The 19748-nt window shown below is 73.2% G+C and carries 16 protein-coding genes; 1 reads left to right on the top strand and 15 read right to left on the bottom strand.

Annotated features, from left to right (window positions below):
- Positions 1-26: 26 nt before the first annotated feature.
- The gene (locus ADL12_RS31945) at positions 27-1556 is read right to left on the bottom strand and encodes an aldehyde dehydrogenase (NADP(+)) (protein ID WP_079052391.1); all 1530 of its coding nucleotides are present in this window, start codon (positions 1554-1556) and stop codon (positions 27-29) included.
- A 131-nt stretch (positions 1557-1687) separates the two neighbouring features.
- Here ADL12_RS31945 and ADL12_RS31940 point away from each other — a divergent pair, with 131 nt between their 5' ends.
- Positions 1688-2461: an IclR family transcriptional regulator gene (locus tag ADL12_RS31940; RefSeq protein WP_031477319.1), complete on the top strand. Its 774-nt coding sequence runs from the start codon at positions 1688-1690 to the stop codon at positions 2459-2461.
- 21 nt (positions 2462-2482) lie between these two features.
- On the opposite strand, the gene ADL12_RS31935 is transcribed toward ADL12_RS31940, so the two are convergent.
- The 14 genes from ADL12_RS31935 to ADL12_RS31870 all read right to left on the bottom strand — a co-directional run bounded on the left by ADL12_RS31935 (position 2483) and on the right by ADL12_RS31870 (position 19495).
- Complete coding sequence (locus tag ADL12_RS31935) at positions 2483-3895, bottom strand: ABC1 kinase family protein (protein WP_079052390.1); 1413 nt, start codon at positions 3893-3895, stop codon at positions 2483-2485.
- Positions 3892-5835: an anthranilate synthase component I gene (locus ADL12_RS31930; protein ID WP_062708247.1), complete on the bottom strand. Its 1944-nt coding sequence runs from the start codon at positions 5833-5835 to the stop codon at positions 3892-3894. The genes ADL12_RS31935 and ADL12_RS31930 overlap by 4 nt, the downstream gene beginning before the upstream one ends.
- A 13-nt stretch (positions 5836-5848) precedes the next feature.
- Entirely contained in the window at positions 5849-6331 is a 483-nt protein-coding gene (locus tag ADL12_RS53215) for a hypothetical protein (protein ID WP_159053351.1), read from the bottom strand.
- Positions 6332-6379: 48 nt separating this feature from the next.
- The gene (locus tag ADL12_RS53210; protein ID WP_062708241.1) at positions 6380-7843 is read right to left on the bottom strand and encodes a nitrosuccinate lyase; all 1464 of its coding nucleotides are present in this window, start codon (positions 7841-7843) and stop codon (positions 6380-6382) included.
- Positions 7840-9855, bottom strand: coding sequence for an FAD/NAD(P)-binding protein (locus tag ADL12_RS31915; RefSeq protein ID WP_062708238.1), 2016 nt, complete (start codon positions 9853-9855; stop codon positions 7840-7842). Before ADL12_RS31915 ends, ADL12_RS53210 begins: the two co-directional genes overlap by 4 nt.
- A 170-nt stretch (positions 9856-10025) precedes the next feature.
- A complete protein-coding gene (locus ADL12_RS31910) occupies positions 10026-11168 on the bottom strand; it encodes an acyl-CoA dehydrogenase family protein (protein ID WP_079052387.1) in 1143 nt (380 codons plus the stop codon).
- 5 nt (positions 11169-11173) lie between these two features.
- On the bottom strand, positions 11174-11689 hold the full coding sequence (locus tag ADL12_RS51245) for a PaaI family thioesterase (protein WP_159053350.1): 516 nt from the start codon (positions 11687-11689) through the stop codon (positions 11174-11176).
- Positions 11690-12062: 373 nt separating this feature from the next.
- Entirely contained in the window at positions 12063-13193 is a 1131-nt protein-coding gene (locus tag ADL12_RS31900) for a ferritin-like domain-containing protein (protein WP_062708233.1), read from the bottom strand.
- Entirely contained in the window at positions 13190-14707 is a 1518-nt protein-coding gene (locus ADL12_RS31895) for a class I adenylate-forming enzyme family protein (RefSeq protein WP_062708230.1), read from the bottom strand. Before ADL12_RS31895 ends, ADL12_RS31900 begins: the two co-directional genes overlap by 4 nt.
- A 1-nt stretch (position 14708) precedes the next feature.
- Positions 14709-14954, bottom strand: coding sequence for an acyl carrier protein (locus ADL12_RS31890; RefSeq protein ID WP_062708228.1), 246 nt, complete (start codon positions 14952-14954; stop codon positions 14709-14711).
- A complete protein-coding gene (locus ADL12_RS31885) occupies positions 14951-15964 on the bottom strand; it encodes a transglutaminase (RefSeq protein ID WP_159053349.1) in 1014 nt (337 codons plus the stop codon). The genes ADL12_RS31890 and ADL12_RS31885 overlap by 4 nt, the downstream gene beginning before the upstream one ends.
- A 2-nt stretch (positions 15965-15966) precedes the next feature.
- Positions 15967-16224, bottom strand: a complete 258-nt coding sequence (locus ADL12_RS31880; RefSeq protein WP_062708221.1) for an acyl carrier protein — start codon at positions 16222-16224, stop codon at positions 15967-15969.
- Positions 16221-17891, bottom strand: coding sequence for an AMP-binding protein (locus tag ADL12_RS31875; protein ID WP_063806761.1), 1671 nt, complete (start codon positions 17889-17891; stop codon positions 16221-16223). Before ADL12_RS31875 ends, ADL12_RS31880 begins: the two co-directional genes overlap by 4 nt.
- 5 nt (positions 17892-17896) lie before the next feature.
- Entirely contained in the window at positions 17897-19495 is a 1599-nt protein-coding gene (locus tag ADL12_RS31870) for a class I adenylate-forming enzyme family protein (RefSeq protein ID WP_062708219.1), read from the bottom strand.
- Positions 19496-19748: the final 253 nt, after the last annotated feature.

Raw genomic sequence — 19748 nt, 5'->3', positions numbered from 1 at the left:
CCTCCGCCATGTGGCCCTTAATTCGTTCAGCGTTCGAGGCGACCGTTGAAGCGGCGCGGCAGACCGAGAGGGTTGTCGTCCCGCAGCTCCGGCGGCAGCAGCGCCTCGGGGGCGCCCTGGTAGGCGACCGGCCTCATCCAGCGCTCGATCGCCGTACCGCCGACGGAAGTCGACGTCGAGGTCGTCGCCGGGTAGGGACCACCGTGGTGCTGAGCCGGCGCGACGGCGACACCCGTCGGCCACCCATTGACCAGCACACGCCCGGCCAGCGGCGTCAGCTCCGCGAGGATCTCCGCGCCGCGGCCCTCACCGGCCGCCTCCCCGGCCGACAGGTGAACCGTCGCCGTGAGGTTGCCCGGCAGCCGGGACAGCACGGCCCGCGACTGCGCGTCGTCGTCGTAACGCACCACCACCGTCACCGGCCCGAAGCACTCCTCGAGGAGCAGGTCGTACGCCCCCTCACTCGTCAGCTTCTCGGCCGCGACCGTCAGGAAACCGGCGCTCACGGTGTGCTCGCTCCCGGAACCCGGGGTCACCGGCGAGTCCACGTCGGGGAGTTCGGCACGCTCGGCGACACCGGCGATGAAGTTGTCCCGCATGCGGTGGTCGAGGAGGACACCGGCGTCGGTGTTGCTGACGGCGTCCGTGAGCGACTTGACCAGGCCGTCGCCCGCGGCGCCGGACGGCACCAGCACAAGACCCGGCTTCACGCAGAACTGCCCGACGCCCAGCGTCATGGACCCGGCCAGCCCCGTACCGATGGCCTCCGCGCGCTCGGCGGCCGCGGCCTCGGTGATGACGACGGGGTTCAGGGAGCCCAGCTCGCCGTGGAAGGGGATCGGGACCGGCCGCGCGGCCGCCGCGTCGAAGAGGGCGCGGCCACCCCGGATCGAACCGGTGAAGCCGGCCGCGGTGACCAGCGGGTGCTTGATCAGCTCGATGCCCGCCTCGAAGCCGTGGACGAGGCCGATGACACCCTCGGGGATGCCGTGCTCGGCGGCGGCCCGCCGCAGGACGGCCGCGACCAGCTCCGACAGGGCCGGGTGGTCGGGGTGGGCCTTGACGACGACCGGGCAGCCCGCGCCCAGCGCGCTCGCGGTGTCGCCGCCGGCGACGGAGAAGGCGAAGGGGAAGTTGGACGCCGAGTAGACGGCGACGACACCGAGGGACACCTTGTAGCGGCGCAGGTCCGGGATCGGCGGCGTCGCGGTGTCGTCGGGGTGGTTGATGACGACGTCGAGGAAGGCGCCCTCGTCGACGATGTCCGCGAAGGCCCGCAGCTGGTAGCAGGTGCGGGCGAGTTCGCCGGTCAGGCGGACCGGGCCGAGCGCGGTCTCCGCGTCGGCGGCCTCGACGAGCTGGTCCTTGGCGCCCTGGAGCCGGTCGGCGGCGGTACGCAGGAAGGCCGCGCGGACCGTGCGGTCGGCGAGGGCGCCGCGCGCTTCGTGCGCGGCGCGGACAGCGGCGTCCACCTCCTGGGCTGTGGCCTCCACCGCAACCTGTTCACGCTGCTTCCCGGTTCGGGGGTCGACACTCCAGACTGGTGCTGCTGCCACCGCAGGTCCCTCCACACATGTATTGCCGCAGTACGGGGTCATCCACCAGGGCGTTCGATATACTGAACGCTGTCTCTGATGATGAATATGCTGTGGAGACTATTTCCCGTCGAACGAAGGGGTCAAGGGCGATGTCGGCTGGCGAGACGGGCGGCGGGGCGCAGGTCAAGTCCGCGGTACGAACGGTTGAACTGCTCGAATACTTCGCCGGACGCCCCGGCATGCACTCCCTCGCGTCGGTCCAGGAGGCCGTCGGATACCCCAAGTCCAGTCTCTACATGTTGCTGCGCACCCTCGTCGAGCTGGGCTGGGTGGAGACGGACGCCACGGGCACGCGGTACGGCATCGGCGTCCGGGCGCTGCTGGTCGGCACCTCCTACATCGACGGCGACGAGGTGGTCGCGGCGGCCCGCCCGACGCTGGACCGCCTGTCGGACGACACGACCGAGACGATCCACCTGGCCCGCCTGGACGGCACGAACGTCGTCTACCTGGCCACCCGCCAGTCCCAGCACTACCTGCGCCCCTTCACCCGGGTCGGCCGCCGCCTCCCGGCCCACTCCACCTCCCTCGGCAAGGCGCTGCTGAGCACTTACTCGGACGAGCAGGTCCGCAAGATGCTCCCGGAGACGCTCCCCGCGCTGACCGAGAACACGATCACCGACCGCGAGAAGCTCATCGAGGAGCTCCACCAGGTCCGCGAGCAGGGCTTCGCCGTGGACCGCGAGGAGAACACGTTGGGCCTGCGCTGCTTCGGTGTCGCGATTCCGTACCGTACCCCGGCCCGGGACGCCATCAGCTGCTCGGTGCCGGTGGCCCGGCTGACCCCGGCACACGAACAGATGGTGAAGGACGCCCTGTTCGACGCAAGGGACCGGCTGACGCTGGCGACGCGGAGGCTCTGAGACGGTCCCGGATCGTCTCCGTCAGGGCCCGGTCGGCTGCTCCTCCGTGAAGCCCGGCAGCCAGCGGGACGCCTCGGCGCGGAAGGGGATCTCGCACTCCAGCTGGCACAGCACCGCCGTGGCCTGGCCGACGACACGGTTGACCAGGACGTACGACGGCGGCAGGTTGAAGCGCCGCAGCAGTCCGCCCTCGCGCAGGTCGACGGCCTGCACCACCTCCTCGCGGAGCCACTCGCGGGTGAAGTGGTACGTGTGCTCCGCCGTCGGAGTGGCGAGGGGCAGCAGGAACGAGCCGAGCGCGGCGGGGTCGAGAGGAACGCCCGGCGTGATGATGCCCTCCTCGACGAGGACCTCCTCGGCGGCCGCCCACTTGCCGGCCTGCGCCAGCCTGATCAGGGTGCCGAGCGCGGGCGGGAAGCCGTCCGGCAGGTCCTTGACGGCACCGAAGTCGATGACGCCGAGTCGGCCGTCCTCGAGCAGCCGGAAGTTGCCCGGATGCGGGTCGGCGTGCAGCAGACCTGCACGCTCGGGGCCGGAGAACAGGAAGCGGGTGTACAGGAGCCCCGCGCGGTCGCGCTCGGCCTGCTCGCCGTCCCGGATGACGGTCGCGACCGGGGTGCCGTCCAGCCACTCGGTGACGAGCACACGCTGGGTGAAGGTCACCACGTCCGGGACCAGGATCTGCTTGTCGCCCCGGTAGGCGTCGGCGAAGGTCTGCTGGGCCGCGGCCTCCAGTCGGTAGTCGAGCTCGTCGGCGACCCGCTCCCGCAGTTCCCGCAGCATGGGCTCCACGTCCAGGCCGGGGGTGACCACGGAGAACAGCCGGATCAGGCGGCCGAGTTGGGTGTAGTCGCCGAGCAGTGCCTCGCCGGCTCCCGGGTACTGGATCTTCACGGCCACCCGGCGGCCGTCCTCCCACACGGCCCGGTGGACCTGGCCGATGGAGGCGGCCGCGGCGGGCGTGTCGTCGAACTCGGTGAAGCGGTCGCGCCACCGCGCGCCCAGCTCCTCGGTCAGTACGGCGTGCACCTGCTCCGCGGGCAGGGCGGGCGCGGCCTCCTGCAGGAGGGTCAGGGCGGCGCGGTAGGGACCGATGACCTCTGGGGGCAGCGCCGCCTCGAAGACGGACAGCATCTGCCCGAACTTCATGGCGCCACCCTTGAGTTCGCCCAGTACCCGGAAGAGGTGGTGGCTCGTACGGCGTTGCAGCTCGCTGGTGATCAGGTCCACTGGCTGACCCAGCAGACGCCGGCCGAACCGCATCGCGGACCGACCGGCGAAGCCGAGCGGCAGCGAGACCAGCCGCGCGTTACGCGCGAGGGGCGACCGCGGAATGCCACAGGCAGCACGGTCACGGGGGTGCGGAACGAAGGGGTCCTGTCCGGGCTTCCGTTCCCGGCCCTCCTCCTGCGGAGTCCGGCCGGCCCCGGTCATCGCAGGCTCCCCGCGGTCGCGGCGGCGGCGGCCGGTACGGAACGGCCCAGGCCGGTCACGGCGTTGGCGATGAGGGTGCGGCCCGCGCGCTCCGCCGACGTCATGATCGACTCCGGGTGGAACTGGACGGCCGCGATCGGGAGCACGCGGTGCTCGACGCCCATCACCGTGCCGTCGGACGTCCGGGCCGTCACCATCAGCTCCGCGGGCAGCGTGCGCGTGTCGGCGTACAGGGAGTGGTAGCGCCCGGCGCGGAACCGGGCGGGCAGGTCACGGAACACCGTTCCGCCGTCGCCGACCACCTCGACGGGCGACGGCTTGCCGTGCACGGGCCGCGGGAGGGTACCGAGCGTGCCGCCGAAGTACTCCACGATGCCCTGCAGACCCAGGCACACGCCGAACACCGGGATCCCGCGCAGCAGTGCTCCGTCCAGCACGCCGGACATGCCGAAGTCCGCCGGGCGGCCGGGGCCCGGCGACAGGAGCAGCAGGTCCGGCCGCTCGGCGTCGAGCAGTTCCGCGGGGAAGCCGGCGCGGTAGGTGACGACCTCGGCACCGGTCTGGCGGACGTAATCGGCGAGCGTGTGGACGAAGGAGTCCTGGTGGTCGACGAGCAGGACACGCCGGGGCCGCCCGGTGTCCCAGTCGGCGACGCCCCACGGCCGGGCCGGCACCGGCACGGCACCGCGCCCCGGCCGGCCGGCGGAGGCGTCCCGTCCGCGGGCCGGGCCCGACGGGTTCTCCACCGCGTCCAGCAGCGCGGACGCCTTGAGCACGGTCTCGTCCTCCTCCGCCTGCGGGTCGGAGTCGAACAACAGCGTGGCACCCGCCCGTACGGTGGCGACGCCGTCGCGGAACTGGACGGTGCGCAATGTGAGCGCGGTCTCCAGGCCGCCGTCGAAGCCGATCCGGCCGACCGCGCCGCCGTACCAGCGGCGCGGGCTGCTCTCGTGCTCCTCGACGAAGGCGATCGCGGCCCGCTTGGGCGCCCCGGTGACGGTGACCGCCCACATGTGGGTCAGGAACGCGTCGAGGGCGTCCCGGTCGGCGCGCAGCCGGCCGCGGACGTGGTCGACGGTGTGGATGAGCCGGGAGTACAGCTCGATCTGACGGCGCGCCAGGACTTCGACGCCGCCGGGGACGCACACCCGGGCCTTGTCGTTGCGGTCGACGTCCGTGCACATCGTCAGCTCCGACTCCTCCTTGACGGAGGCGAGCAGCGTGCGGATCTGCTCGGCGTCCTCCAGGGCGTCGCGGCCGCGGGCGATGGTGCCGCTGATGGGGCAGGACTCGACCGTGCGGGCGCGGGGGTCGACCCGGACGAACATCTCCGGTGACGCCCCGACCAGGTGCTCGCCGTCGGCGAGGTTCATCAGCAGTCCGTACGGGGCCGGGTTGCGCTCACGGAGTCTGCGGAAGACCTCCGACGGCGGGGCGGCGGCGCGGCGGTGGAAGCTCTGGCCGGGTACGACCTCGAACAGGTCACCGGTCCGGAACCGTTCCTTGGCGCGGCGGACCAGCTGCGCGTACGCGCCGGGCGCGTGGTCACGGCGGGTGGCCGGCTCGGCGGGCGGTCCGCAGGGCGCGTCGGGCGTGGTGCGGTCGAGGCCGGCGGTGCCGTGCCCGGCGTAGGAGAACTCGTAGCTGTGCAGGGTGGCGGTGCCGCGCCGCCGGTCGATCCGGAGGATGCGGTCCGGCAGGTGCAGCACGAGGGTGCGGTCGCGCGGGTCGCGGTCCTGGTGCAGGGGTACGGGGTCGAAGCCGAGGACGAGGTCGTAGCCGAACGCGCCGTACAGGCCCCACAGTTCGTCGTGCGGGCCGGCCAGCGCGGCGACGAGGGCGCGCAGCACGGTGAAGGCGGAGGGCAGGCGGGTGCGCTCCTCCTCGGCGACGGGCCCGGCGGGGTGTGCGACGCCCGCGGCGCTGAGAGCCTGTGTCACATCCCCGGTCGGATCAGCGCGGCGTCTGGTGCGTGCGATCGCAAGGCGCCGGAGCGCCCTCGTGGCGGAGCCACGTGGGCGGTTCGGCAACGCGGCGAGCGTGCGTGCCAGACGCCGCGCGCCCGACCGGGGATGTGACACAGGCTCTGAGGGTGGCGGTGACGGTGGCGGCGGCCTCGTCCCAGTACGCCCCGTGCGGGGCGAGGGCCGCGGCGAGCGCGGGCAGCAGGACGCGGCCGCGTGCGTTGAGCGCGCGCAGCCGTACGCCGTCCTGGTCGGCGGTGACTTCGACGGGCGGGTCGACGTGGCCGAGATCGTGCGGCCGGTAGCGGCCGGGCTGGTCGCAGCGGCCCGAGAACAGCAGGCCCCGCCGGGTGTCCAGGGCGTCTTCCAGCCGGGCCAGTTCGGCCTCGGCCCGCTGTGGGCCCAGCGGCTCGCTGAGGCGGGTCACCTCCAGGCCGATCGGGGTCGTCCACCGGTGTGTCGTTGCCGTCATCATGAGGTCCTTCTGCGTCGGTTCGCGGCGTGTCCTGGGCGGCCGGGGTCAGCCGCGGCCGTGCGGGCGGGTGTCGCGGTGTCGGGCGAGCACACGGTCCACGAGCGCGCCCGCGGCGCCGGTGTAGTGCTCGGGGGCGCACAGGGCGCGCAGTGCGTCGGCGTCGTGGAGTCCGGTGAGTTCGGGCGTCTCGGCCAGGACGTCCGCCAGGTGGCGGCCCTCGGTCGCCGCCCGTGCGGAGGCGGCGGAGACGAGGGCCTTGGCGGGGGCCCGGCCGAGGTCGGGCGAGAGGGCCGCCGCGAGCCGTTCGGAGACCACCAGGCCACCGGTGAGGGCGAGGTTGGCGCGCATCCGGCCGTCGTGCACGGTCAGGCCGGCGGCGAGTTCGGCCGCCGTGTGCGCGGCTCCGCCGGCCAGCCGCAGGGCGGCGCGCAGCGGCTCCCACTCGGCGTGCCAGGCACCCGCGGGCCGCTCGTCGTCGGTGACGGCCGCGTGGGCGAGGGTGCTCGCGAGGCCCGGCAGCTGGTAGGCGGCGGACCGTACGAGGGCGGCGAGGGCGGGGTTGCGCTTGTGCGGCATGGCGGAGGAGGCGCCGCGGCCCTCGGCGCCCGGTTCAGAGACCTCCGCGGTCTCGGTGCGCGACAGCAGCTGGACGTCGGCGGCGAAGGTGCCGAGGACGGAGCCGGTGAGGGTGAGCGCCGCCGCCAGGTCGGCGAGCGGGGTGCGCACGGTGTGCCAGGGCACGGCCGGTGCGGCGAGGCCGAGTTCGGCGGCGTAGGCGGCGGGCAGCCGACGGCTGTACCGGTCGAGGGCGTCCGGGGCGAGGTCCGCGACGACGCGCGCGTACTCGAGGTAGCCGGCCATCGTGCCGGCCGCGCCGCCCAGTTGGACGGGCAGCCCGCTCGTGCGGACGCGGCGCAGCCGCTCGGCGGCGTCGATGACGCCCTGGAGCCAGCCGGCCGCCTTGAGTCCGAAGGTGGTGGGCACGGCGTGCTGGCCGAGGGTGCGCGCGGCCATCGGCGTGTCGCGGTGCCGTGCGGCGAGGGCGGCGAGCGCGTCGGCGGTGCGGTCCAGGTCGGTGAGGATCAGCTCCACGGTGCGGGCCGCGACCAGCATCAGACCGGTGTCGAGGACGTCCTGGCTGGTGGAGCCCTGGTGCACGGAGTGCGCGGCCTCGGGGTCCTTGCGGGCCACGGTCTCGCCGAGCACCCGGACGAGGGCGACGACCGGGTTGGCCGCGGCGCGGGCGGCGACGGCCAGGGCCCGCACGTCGAAGTGTTCCGCCCGGGCGGTGGCGGTGATGACGGCGGCGGCCCGCTCGGGCACGGTGCCGAAGCCGGCCTGCACACGGGCGAGGGCCGCCTCCGCGTCGAGCAGGGCCTGCAGGCAGGCGGTGTCACTCGTGGCGGCCTCCGCGGGCGAGCCGGCGCGCACGGGCGACAGCAGGCCGGTGTCGGCCGGGGACAGCTCGCCGTACGGCGGCGGGGGCGCAGGTTCGTGGGTGGTGCTCACTCGGTCTCCTGAAGGGCCTTGAGGTCGGGCTCCCGGCGGAGCTGCGGGACAGGGGCCAGGGGCAGTGCGGCGGCGGCCGGGGTCGCGGGGACGGGTGCGGCCAGGGCGAGCAGTGCCAGGGCGATCGCGTCGGAGTCGCCGAGCGTCACCGAATCGACCCCGGGCCGTACGCCGGCGGCGGTCACCCAGTGGACGGCCTCGGTCGGGACGCCGTAGGCGAAGCGGCGCGGATGCGGCCGGCCGTCGGCGGCCACCAGGTGGTAGGGGCGCCGGGTGACGGACAGGCCGCCGGTCTCGTGGTCGCCGTGCTCGGCGTCGGCCACGACGAAGGGACGGCACTGGCCGGTGTCGGCCAGGTGGCGCAGCAGCGGGTCCGTGGTGTGGCGCAGGTCCGGCTCGGGCAGCCGGGCCTCGACCAGGCAGGTCGCCTCGACGCGGGAGCCGGGCACCTCGGCCGAGTCGACGACGAACACGCCGGCCCGCTCGTCGGTGCTCACGCGCATGCCGGGGCCCAGGACGTGCAGGACGCCCGCCTCGATGAGCGCGGTCATCTCCTCGATACGGCTGGGCGGCGGGCCGATGGACAGGAACGCGTTCAACGGCGTGTACCAGCGGTCCAGCTGCTCGCGGTGCGAGTGGCCGGTGAGCCCGCCGTGATCGATGACGAGGCGGACCTCGTTGCGCAGGTCGCGCAGCACGTCGAGGGCGGACTTGAGAGGGCCGTCGACGTTGCCGAGTTCCGACTCGGCGACATCGCGGCGCAGCGCGTCGAGCAGCCAGGAGCGCCATTCGCCGGGGCCCGGGAAGGCCTGGCCGCCGTAGGGGCGGGCGAGGAGCCGCCAGTCCCAGCGCTCGGTCGGCGCGATGCCGTACCGGTCGAGTACGGCGGCCTCCTCGGGGGTGTCCCAGCCGGCCGCGAGGGTGTCGTCGCGGAACGATCGGCCCACGCACACACACGAGCGGCGGGTCAGCAGGGCCGTGTAGTAGACGGTCTCGGCCTCCTTGGCGATCAGCGGCCACAGGTCGCGGACGAAGTCGAGTCCGCCCCGCTCGGCGGCCGCCCTCAGCTCGGCGACCCTGCCGGGGGTGAGCAGCAGCGGTTCGTGGCGGCCGTGGGCGCCCTTCTGGTTGCGGCCGCGGGAGTGGTACGGCACGCCGCGGCGCGAGCCCGCGTACAGGACCGGTTCGCGGCCCGAGGGACGGTAGACCAGCCGCCCGTCGTCGGCGCGTTCGAACGTGCCGCCGCGGCCGGCGGTGAGCAGCGCCATGTGGTCGAAGAAGGTGAGACCGAGGCCGCGCAGGGCGACCGTCTCGCCGGGGGCCAGGTGGGACAGGTCCATGTCGGCCGGGTTGCCCGGAGGCACATGGGTGAGGGAGTGGCGGCGGGCGAAGCCGGCCAGCCGCTCCTGGGTCTCGTCCGCGCGCACCGGCAGATGGCCCTGCGCCATCACCACGGCGTCCAGGCCGTCGATGCGGGTGCCGTTGGCCAGTGTGACGCACTGGAGGCCGTCCGGCCGGTCCTGCAGCCGGACCGCGCGCAGGGGGTGGACGACGACAGTGACGTACGCCGGGGCGGTGCGCACCACCCGTGCGAACACCCAGCGCAGGTAGTGGCCGTAGAAGGCGCGGGTCGGATAGGAGTCGGGAGTCAGGTCGCGGGCCTCGGCGAGCACCTGGTCGTCGAGGACGCCGTCGTCGGCCGCCGGGTCACCCATGAGCACGATGGAGCGCGCCCACTCGTAGAGGCTGGGGCCGGGCGCGAGTTCGCCCGCCATCTGCACGCTCGGGTCGGTGAACAGGGTCACCTGTGAGGCGACGGTGTTCATCAGGAGGTGGTGCGACTGGTCGGTGCGCCAGACCCGGCCGGCACCGGGGCGGCAGGGGTCGACGAGGTGGACCACCACCTCGGTACCCAGGGCGCGTTCGCGGGCGTTGACGCACAGGCGCTCCAGGACCGACAGGCCGCGGGGGCCGGCACCGATGACGCAGACTTCGAGCTGCCTTTCGCTCACTGGCTGTCCGTTTCGCTGAGAAGTGGGGCGCGCACGGCTCGTCGGGGAGCCGAAGGGCCGGGGCATGACTGCCGGGCGGGCGCGGGAGGGGGCGGGGGCCGGAGGGGCCGGGGACCGGGGCCAGAGAGGCCGGGGGCGAGGGCCGGAGGCGCCGGGCCGGTCGGTCGTGGTCAGACGCCCAGGTCGCGGCCGATGATCTCCTTCATGATCTCGTTCGTGCCGCCGTAGATCGGGTGCACGCGGTTGTCGACGAACGCCTTGGCCACGGGGGTCTCGCGCATGAACCCGTAGCCGCCGTGCAGTTGGACGCAGCGGTCGAGCACCCGGCGCTGGACGTCGGTGGCCCACCACTTGGCCTTGGCGGCGGCGACCGCGTCGAGGCGGCCCGCGTTGTGCTCGGCGACGGCCCGGTCGACATAGGTGCGCGCCACGTCCAGCTCGGTGGCCATCTCGGCGAGTTCGAAGCGGACGTGCTGGAAGGCACCGATCGGCTGCCCGAAGGCGGTACGGCTCTTGCAGTGCTCCAGGGTCTGGGCGAAGGCGGTCTCGGCGGCGGCCACCGCGTAGGCGGCGATGCCGAGGCGCTCCTGCGGGAGGTTGGCCGCGAGGTGCAGGAAGGCCCGGCCGGGGCGGCCGAGCAGGTTGGCGGCCGGGACCCGGACGTCGTCGAAGAACAGCTCGGCCGTGTCCTGCGCGGCCATGCCGATCTTCTCCAGCTTGCGGCCCCGGGTGAAGCCGGGCATGTCGCGCTCGACCACGAGCAGGCTCAGGCCGCGCGCGCCCCGGCCCGGCTGGGTGCGGGCCACCACGACGACCAGGTCCGCATGGATGCCGTTGGTGATGAACGTCTTGGCGCCCTTGAGGACGTAGTCGTCGCCGTCGCGGAACGCGGTGGTGCGGATGGACTGCAGATCGCTGCCGGCCTCCGGCTCGGTCATCGCGATGGCGGTGATCAGCCCGCCCGAGCAGAAACCGGGCAGCCAGCGCTGCTTCTGCTCGTCGGTGGCGAGGTCGAGAAGGTAGGGGGCGACCACGTCGTTGTGCAGCGCGAAGCCGATGCCGGTGGCGCCGACGCGCATGATCTCCTCGCTGATGATGACCTGGTAGCGGAAGTCGCGTACGCCTCCGCCGCCGTACTCCTCGGGCACGTCGATGCCGAGCAGGCCGAGTTTGCCGGCGCTGCGCCACACCTCACGGTCGACGAGTCCGGCACGCTCCCAGTCGGCGTGGCAGGGCACGATCTCGTGTTCCACGAAGTCGCGCACCATCGCCTGGAAGTCGCGGTGTTCCTGGGTGAGTTCGGTGTCGCGCACGCCCCTCACCCCGCCATCCGGCCGACGGCGGCCGGCGCCGTACGGTGGATGATCTGCTCCACGGTGCCGGTGCAGGCGCGGGTGCGGTGCTGCGCGAAGCGGACCTCGGCGACCGCGCGCCGGGTGGAGCAACTGGTCAGCTCCGTCTCGATGGTGACGGGGCCGGGGACCAACGGTGCGTGGTAGTCGACCGAGAGGCCGGCGGTGAGGAAGCCGGAGCCGTCCGGGATCGCGGAGAGCATCACCAGTCCGGCGAAGTGGTCGACCAGGCAGGCGATCCAGCCGCCGAAGACGACACCGGGAGTGAGCGTCAGTTCCTCGTCGAACGCGGTCTCACAGGTGATCAGGCCCGGCAGCCACGAGGTGGCGGGCGGCAGCTCGAGCGTGCGGGCCGCCGGCGGATCGGCCACGGTGCCGTCGGCCAGTCCGGTGAGCACACGGCGACCGCTGGTGTCCGCACCGGCCGGCGCGAGCCCGCGCAGCCGGGTGGGACGAGCGGGTGGCGGGGTAGTTTCGAGCATGCTGGCATCTCCGCGTTTCCAGGGATCGAAAGGGCCGTGCTGTACGAAGAGGGGCGGTGGAAGGGGCGGTGTACGAGGGGGTGGGGCCGACGTCGGCGGGTGGCGCCGGACCCGACGACGGTTACGGACCGGCGGACCCGCGACACCGGTCCGGGAGGGCCGTGCGGCATGCCGGCACGGGAGTCCGCGGGGGCTTCCCGGCACAGGTCCAGGGGCCACCGAGCAGCGCCGACGAGACCGAGCCCCGCTGCACATCGCCGCACCGGCGGTGTCGGGCTCGCGGCCTGTTGTGCGCCGCTCGCCCGGGGCCGTGCCGGCGGGACGCCGCCGCTCCCGGAGCCGGGGGATGTACTCCGGGGCGGCGGCGCCCGGTTCAGGGGGTGGGGGCGGTGCCGTCGGTCGGGGCGCCGCTGCCGAGGTCGATGACGTTCCGGATGTCCCGGCGGCGCAGCTCCATCTCGTGCTTGGTGAGCGCGTCGACGGCGGCCTTGTCGTCGAGCGCGCGCAGCGCCTCCTCGTCCACCTCGTGGAAGCCGAGGACGCCCATCCTGGCCAGTGCCTCCTGCACCCGCGGGCCGAACATCCCGATCTCCTTCAGACCCGGCACGATCCGCATGAAGACCAGGCGGCGGAACTCCCTCTTGGCGGGCGAGCGCCGCGACGCCTTGATCGCCTCCTCGCCGTACCCGAGCGTGTTCCAGATCTCGTCGTCGACATACCGGTCGCGCAGCGCCCAGCAGCCCTCGACGACGAAGTCCTCGCGCTCCTTGAGCTCGGCCTCGGACAGCTGCGGGTAGTACTCCCGCAGCAGCAGCCGCCCGAACGCCACGTGCCGGGCCTCGTCGCGCGCGACATACGCGCTGAACGCCCGCGCCAGCGGGTCCTTCAGCCGCTCGCGGTGCACGCCGAACGTGGCCAGGCCCATGTTCTCGACGAGGATGTGGGCCGCGAGGACGCCGAAGTCCCAGCGCGGTTCGCGCATCGCCTGCTCGAACATCGCGGAGATCGACGGCGAGAGACCGTAGCGCAGGCCGATCTTGGTGTGCAGGAAACGGTTGAAGCCCTCCACATGGCGGGCCTCGTCCATCATCTGCGTGGCGGCGTACAGCTTGGAGTCCAGGTCCTCCACGGTGAGCAGGATCTTGCCGACCGCGATCAGCGCGGCCTGCTCGGAGTGCAGGAACTGCGAGTACAGCCAGCCGCTGCTGTGCCGCCGCACCACGCGCCGCTCGCTCTCCGGCAGCCGGTCCCACAGCTTGGACCCGGCGATGGAGATGAAGTCGTCGGGCAGGCCGAGCGGGTCGTCCGGGTCCGTCTCGTGGTCCCAGTCGAGCCGTTCGTCCATGTCCCACTGGCGCTGCTTGCCCTGCTTGTACAGCCGTACGAGCTTGTCGTTGCGCCGGTCGTAGTCCCACTGGATGACGGCGTTGCCGTGCACCGGGACGGCCCACTCGCCGGCGAGGTCCGTCAGGACCTCGGGGCGGGTGTAGTCGGTGGTGGTCATGCGGTGTGCTCCCTGTCGGCGGTGAGCGTCTGGTGGGCGGTCTCGCGCAGCCGGGTGCGCAGCGCCTTGCCCGCCGGATTGCGCGGGATGCGCTCCACGGGCAGGAAGTGGGTGGGTCGTTTGTACGGGGCGAGCCCGTCGACGCACAGCTGGAGCAGCTCGGTCTCGTCGAACCGGTCGGCCTCGACGGGCTGCACGAACGCCACGGGCGTCTGCCCCCACAGGTCGGACGGCAGGGGTACGACGACGACGTCGGCGACGTCCGGCGACTGCCGCAGCACGTGCTCGATCTCGGCCGGGTACACGTTCTGCCCGCCGCGCAGGATCAGGTCGTTGCGCCGGTCGACGACCCAGACCCGGCCGGCCGCGTCGACACAGCCCAGGTCGTGGGTGTTGAGCCAGCCGTCGCGCAGTACGTCGTCGGTGGCCTCCGGGTTCTTCCAGTACGTCTGCATCAGGCCGTCGCCGCTGACCTGGAGCTCGCCGATGGTGCCTGCGGGCACCTCGCACCCGTCTTCGCCGGTGACGCGCAGTCCGGCGCCGAGCATCGGCACCCCCACGCAGACGGCTCCGGGCACCGGAGGTTCGCCGACGGCGGTGCCCGGGCGGAGCGTGAGGACGGGGCCGCCGCCCTCGGTGATCCCGAAGATGGTCTGCAGCTCCACGCCGAGCCGCTCCCGTGCCTCACGGGCCAGTTCCCCGGGCATCGGCGCGGCGCCGTGCAGCAGCAGCCGCAGCCGGGACAGATCCGTGCCGGCCAGGCTCCTGGTCTGCAGCAACAGCCGGACCATGGACGGGACGAGGAAGGCGTGCTCCACCTCCCAGCGCTCCAGGGCGGCCAGACAGCCCTGCGGGGTGAAGCGGTCCAGGACGCAGACGGTGCCGCCCGCGGCCAGGTGGTCCAGGGCGATGACCACGCTGCCGTGGAACAGCGGCCCGGCGTTGAGGAAGGCGGTGCCGGGCGCCGGGCGCACGTCGGCGAGCCAGGACAGGGCGTTGATCTGCAGCGAGCGCTGGTCGACGACGACGCCCTTGGCGCGCCCGGTCGTCGCCGAGGTGTGCAGGATGAGCACCGGGTCGGCCATGCCGCTGCCCGGCTCCCCCGCGAACTCGGCGTCCTCGTCGGGCAGTTCGGGGATGGTCGCGACGTCGGTGACGGGCAGCCCCGGGTACAGGCCGCCCAGGCGGGCCGCGAAGCCCGCCTCGGCGACCGCCGCGGACGGCTCCACCGACTCCATGATCGCGCCGATCTCGGGGTCGGTCAGCGCCGGATTGACCGGTACGGCGACCAGGCCGGCGGCCGCGCAGGCGAAGTAGGTCTCCAGCACCTCGACACAGTTGCCGCTGAGCACCAGGACGCGGCTGCCGGGCAGCGTGTCGTGGCGCAGCCGGCAGGCCAGCGCCCGCACATCGCGGTGCAGCTCACGCCAGCTGACGTCCCGCCGGGCGTCGCGCAGGGCGAGGGCGTCGGGGTCCCGGTCGAGTCCGCGGCGCACCACATGGTTGAGCCACATGTCAGTCCTCCCCCGCCCCGATCAGCGCGGCGACGGCGCGCACCGACGTGAGCCCGAGCAGTTCCTCGTCCTCCAGGGGACGGCCGAGCTCCTCCTCCAGGCTCAGCGCGATCCGGATCAGTTCGCCGGAGCCGATGCCCGCCTGCGCGAAGTCGTCGTCGCCGCCGAGGCGGTCCAGCAGGGCGGGGTGGTCGAGGCTTCCCTTGATCAGGGTGCGTACGGCGTCCAGGGAGCGTACGGCGGTCATGCGGTCCTCCTCGGGCGGGCGCCGACGCCGACCATCGCCCAGTAGGGGGCGGGTTCGCCGTCGAAGTACACGAGAGGTTCGGCGCTGTCGGTGCGGCACGGCAGGAGCCGGTTGAAGCGGCTGCCGAAGCAGGCCGCGGCGAACTCGGGCGACTCGGCGACCCCGCGCTCGTCGCCGACGGTGGCGACGAAGGCGAAGACCGGGTCGAGCGACTTGTGCACGCCGTCCTCGACGACGTCGCACCAGGCGTGGTCGCTGCCGAAGAGCCCGAGGAGGTAGCCGCGCCGGGCGGTGGCCTCCAGGCCGGCCGCGCGCAGCCGGTCGGCGAGCAGCCGCGAGGCGACCACGCAGTCGGCGATGCCGAGTTCCCAGGCCCGGTGGTGGTCGGCGCGCAACGGCTCGGGCACCGTCTGGTAGATCACGCGGCGCGAGGCGAGCGCCTCGACGACCTCGGCCCACACCTCGTGGATGCGCGGGTCGCGCACCGTCTGCTCGGTGCCGGTCAGGCGGACGGCCGCCTCGTAGCCGGATGTGCGCAGCGGCTCGTCGAACGGTCCGCCGGAGAGCAGTTCCACGCCGGGCGCGGTCAGGTCGGGGACCCGGACGGTGACCGCCGGCCGTCCGTCGTCGGCGCCGGGGGCCTCCGCACCCTCGCCGCCGGCCGTACGGGACGGGTGGACGCCGACCTCCCAGTCGCGGGGCGCGAACCAGCTGGCCCGTGGCGAGGCCGCGAAGCGCATCAGGAAGCGCAGCCCGAGCTCCGGCACTGTCTGGCCGGTGCCGCAGAACATGCCGACGTTCATCAGGTCGTCGTAGTCGAACAGCGGTCCGTGCTCGGAGTCGACGAGGTGCGGGAGCCCCTCGACGGCGAGCCGGGCGACCTGTTCGGGGGCGGCGCGCAGGGCGCGCGCCGCGGTCGCGGTGTCGGTGTCGTAGCGGGCGACGTCGGGCGGCGCGGCCTTGAACCGGTCCAGCGCGCCGAGCAGTGCATGGGACTCGGCGGTCTCCACGGTCATATGGTGCTGCCCTCGCGCGCCAGCTCGGCCACGAAGTCGGCGAGTTCACGCACGGTCGCGGTCTCGAACAGGAAGTCGTCGGGAATGACGACGTCGCACTCGTCCTCGATCTCGGTGATGGCGCGCAGGGCCTTGACGGACTCGATGCCCGGCACGGCCGAGAGCGGCTTGTCGGGGTCGACGGACGACTCGGCGACGCCCGCCTGCGCGGCCAGGGCCCGTACGACGATGTCCAGGGTCGCGGTGACGCTCACGAGTGCTGTCCTTCCGATGCGGTGGTCAGAGACTGGTGCTGCCGGTACAGGTCGGCCGCGCCGGAGCGCTTGACCTTTCCGGAGCTGGTGAAGGGGAGGGTCTGGGGGGAGACCGCGAGGGTCTCCACGGCGGTGAGGCCGAGGTGTTCGGCCAGCCGGGTGCGGATGGCCTGGCCGACGGCGGAGGCCGTGTCGGCGTCGAGCTTCGTCTCCCAGATGACGACCATGTGCTCCTCTCCGTCGCCGTCCCAGGCGAAGGCGGCGCAGTGCCGGCGGTCGACTCCGGGCGTGGACTTGACGACCTCTTCGACGTCCTCGGCGTAGTAGTTCTGGCCGCGGACGACGGCCATCGCCTTCAGGCGGCCCATCACGTACAGCTCGCCGTCCCGCAGGAAGCCGATGTCGCCGGTGCGCAGCAGTCCGTCCGGGGTGAACGGCTGCTGCTCGGCGGGCAGTCCGAGGTAGCCGGAGGTCACCGGCCCGCCGCCGATCTGCACCTCGCCGACGACGCCGTCGTCGAGCGGGGTGCCCTCGGCGTCGCCGATCCGCAGCTGCAGGCCCTCGACGGGCGTGCCGCAGGAGACGACGGTGCGGGTGGTGGGCCCGGGCTCGGCGGCTTCCTTGACCTGGTCGCCGACGGACAGGCTGGAGCGCTCCACCTCCAGGCTGCGGTAGGCGGATCCGGGCACGCCGGTGCTGACGATCAGGGTGGCCTCGGCGAGGCCGTAGTTGGGCTGGACGACCTGGGGGCGCAGCCCGTAGGGGGCGAACGTCTGCTGGAACGCCTCCAGGCTGGAGCGGCGCACCGGTTCGGAGCCGTTGCCGCCGTAGCGCCAGGCCGACAGGTCGAGGCCGTCGGGGATGCCCTTGGAAGCGGCCGCGACCAGGTAGTCGTAGAAGAAGTTCGGCGCCGGCATGATCGAGGAGCGCGAGGCGGCGAACTCGGCGAGCCACTGCAGGGGGCGGCGCACGAAATCGCCGGGCTGCCAGAGGGTGATCGTCGAGCCCTTGCGCAGCGCGGCGAGCAGGGTGAACAGGCCCATGTCGTGGAAGAGCGGCAGCCACTCGCCGAGCCGGTCCTCGGGCGTCCAGCGGGTGCCGGCCTCGATCGCGTCGAGCCCGGCCGAGACGTTGTCGTGGCTCAACACGACGCCCTTGGGTGCCGAGGTGCTGCCGGAGGTGTACTGGATGACCGCGGGGGCGGAGCCGCCACCGTGCGGGGCAGGCAACTCCCCGCGGGTGGCGGGCGGTTCGGCGATGTCGATGAACGGGACGTCCGGTACGGCCCCGGCGACGCGGGAGACGATACGGCCGCCGAGGCTGCCGTCGACGAGCATCGCGTCCAGCGAGGCGTCGTCCGCGATGCGCCGGACGTGGGCGGCGTAGGCGTCGGCACCGCCGAAGGCCACCGGGAGCGCCAGCGGTACGGCCGCCGCGTCGAGGCGGAGCGCGGCGAGCAGTCCGCGCACCCACGGCTCGCCGTTGGCCATGAGCAGGCCCACGCGGCGCGGGGCGCGGCCGTCGCACACGGCGAGCACGGCGCCTGCCGTGCGCTCGGCGCGGGCGAACAGGGCGGCGCCCGAGACGGGTTCCTCCGAGCGCGAGGGGGTGTGCAGCCGGGTGTCCTCGCGGAGGCCACGGGCGAGTTCGTGCCAGAGGTGGGTCATGGTGTTCAGGCCTCCTTCCGGGCGGTGGCGGTGCGCTGGATACGGCCGGCGAGCTTGCGGCGCAGTACGGACCTGCGGACCTTGTAGGAGCCGGTGACGGGCATGGCCTCCCACTCCCAGAAGCGCACCTGAAGGTCGGGCAGGCCGGCCTCGGCGGCGACGGCGCGGAACCGCTCCGGGTCGGGTGTGGTGCCCGGGCGCGGACAGGCCACGGCGAACACGGAGCTGTCGTCCTCGTCCTTGACCAGGACCAGTTCGACGAGTTCGGGCATGGCCTCCAGCAGGTGGTCCTCCTTCTCCAGGAGGCTGCCGACGCCGTCGACGTGTTCGACGATGCGGTCGAGGAGTTCGAGCGAGCCGTCGTCGAGCAGGCGGCCGATGTCGCCCATGGGCCACCAGGAGTCCTGGGGCGGCATGGGGCCGCCGCCGACGTAGCCGCGCATGCGGCCGGGGGAACGGGTCTCGATGAATCCGGGCGTGTTCGCCGGCTGCGGCACGCCGTTGTCGTCGACGATGCGGATCTCCATCCCGCCGCCGGAGTGGCCGACGTTGCGCGGCGAGTAGGCGGCGGACTCCTCGCGGGTGACGATGCGCAGGCAGATGGGGCCCGACTCGGTCTGGCCGTACGCCTGGAAGTAGTGCGCGCGCGGGTGTTCCGAGGCGCCCAGCAGGGTGCGCACGGTGCGCGGGTGCATCGCGTCGAAGGTGCTGATGAACCGCTCGACGTGCCGGAAGGGGCGGTCCGGGTCGTGGGCCAGGGACTCCCACTGGATGTAGACGTTCGGGTGGGTCTCGATGGAGGTCGGGCGGTGCTCCAGCATCAGGCGCTTGACGTTGGCGGGGTCCGGGTCGGCGATGGCCAGCGCGGGCATCGCGGTCTCCAGCGAGGCGAGCGTGCCGGCACAGGTGCGGGCGTGCACGAAGGAGAGGTGCTTGGCGTTCAGGTCCTGCGGCGAGTACTGGTCGCGGAAGATCATGATCATCGGCGCGACCATGCCGAACAGCGAACGGGTGGAGTGCGCGGCCATCTTGGGCGCACCGGTGGTACCGGACGAGTGGGTGATGACGAACCACTCGTCCTCGTCCCGCGGATCAGCGGTGTGAGCGATCCGCTCCTGCAGCGGTACGACCCAGTTCTCGTCCGTCTCTTCCAGGCACAGCACGTTGCGGGTCAACTGCCGTAGCGCGTACCGGTGTTCGACGAGCCGGGACAGCCCGAAGGAATCGACGAGGAGGTACGGGTTCTCGAGCCGTGCGAAGCACTCCAGGAGCTCTCCGGTCTCCATGGCGGAGGAGAGCAGGGCGGGCAGCGCGCCGATCTTGCCGAGGGCGCACATGACGCCCTCGACCTCGATGTGGTTGCGCTGCACCACGGCGACGACGTCCCCGCGGCGGACTCCTCCGGCCCAGAGCCGGTCGGCGTAGTCGTCGATCGCCCGGGCGAACTCGCCGAAGTTGCGGACCGGACCGTCGTAGGTGCGCCACGGCGTGTCGGAGAGGAAGGGAGTGTCGGGGTACTTCTCGGCCGCGACGGTCGGGAGGATTCCGAGGGGCGCGGTCGGCTCGGGGACGACATCGAGCTTGAGTGCGGATATGTCGGGCATGGCGGTTCCCTCTGCTCGGCCTGGCGATAACGTGCGGGCAGCGCAAACGCGCCCGGATGGGGCTGTTACGTGTGCGTGGGGGGAGGGCCGGATCCGCTCACCGGGGCGGTGGCGTCCGACATCAGACAAGAGGCCGAATCCAGCCCATGCACTCCACCGGAATCCAAGATTTTCCGGAGGCCCGCATTCCCCGGCACCGACCGGCCCGGCCACCCGGCCGGCGCCGCACGCGCCGAGCCCTGGCGCGTGCGGC

The organism is Streptomyces regalis, assembly GCF_001509475.1.
GTDB lineage: Bacteria > Actinomycetota > Actinomycetes > Streptomycetales > Streptomycetaceae > Streptomyces > Streptomyces regalis.
Note: the sequence above shows the minus strand (reverse complement) of the source record. Positions and strands in the feature narration are given on the sequence as shown.

Bases quoted from the DNA above. Each gene is read 5' to 3' on its own strand.
- ADL12_RS31900 (WP_062708233.1), bottom strand. From the start codon at position 13,193: ATGACCACCACCGACTACACCCGCCCCGAGGTCCTGACGGACCTCGCC.
- ADL12_RS51245 (WP_159053350.1), bottom strand. From the start codon at position 11,689: ATGCTCGAAACTACCCCGCCACCCGCTCGTCCCACCCGGCTGCGCGGG.
- ADL12_RS31940 (WP_031477319.1), top strand. From the start codon at position 1,688: ATGTCGGCTGGCGAGACGGGCGGCGGGGCGCAGGTCAAGTCCGCGGTA.
- ADL12_RS53215 (WP_159053351.1), bottom strand. From the start codon at position 6,331: ATGACGGCAACGACACACCGGTGGACGACCCCGATCGGCCTGGAGGTG.
- ADL12_RS31895 (WP_062708230.1), bottom strand. From the start codon at position 14,707: ATGTGGCTCAACCATGTGGTGCGCCGCGGACTCGACCGGGACCCCGAC.
- ADL12_RS31875 (WP_063806761.1), bottom strand. From the start codon at position 17,891: ATGACCCACCTCTGGCACGAACTCGCCCGTGGCCTCCGCGAGGACACC.
- ADL12_RS31935 (WP_079052390.1), bottom strand. From the start codon at position 3,895: ATGACCGGGGCCGGCCGGACTCCGCAGGAGGAGGGCCGGGAACGGAAG.
- ADL12_RS31890 (WP_062708228.1), bottom strand. From the start codon at position 14,954: ATGACCGCCGTACGCTCCCTGGACGCCGTACGCACCCTGATCAAGGGA.
- ADL12_RS31870 (WP_062708219.1), bottom strand. From the start codon at position 19,495: ATGCCCGACATATCCGCACTCAAGCTCGATGTCGTCCCCGAGCCGACC.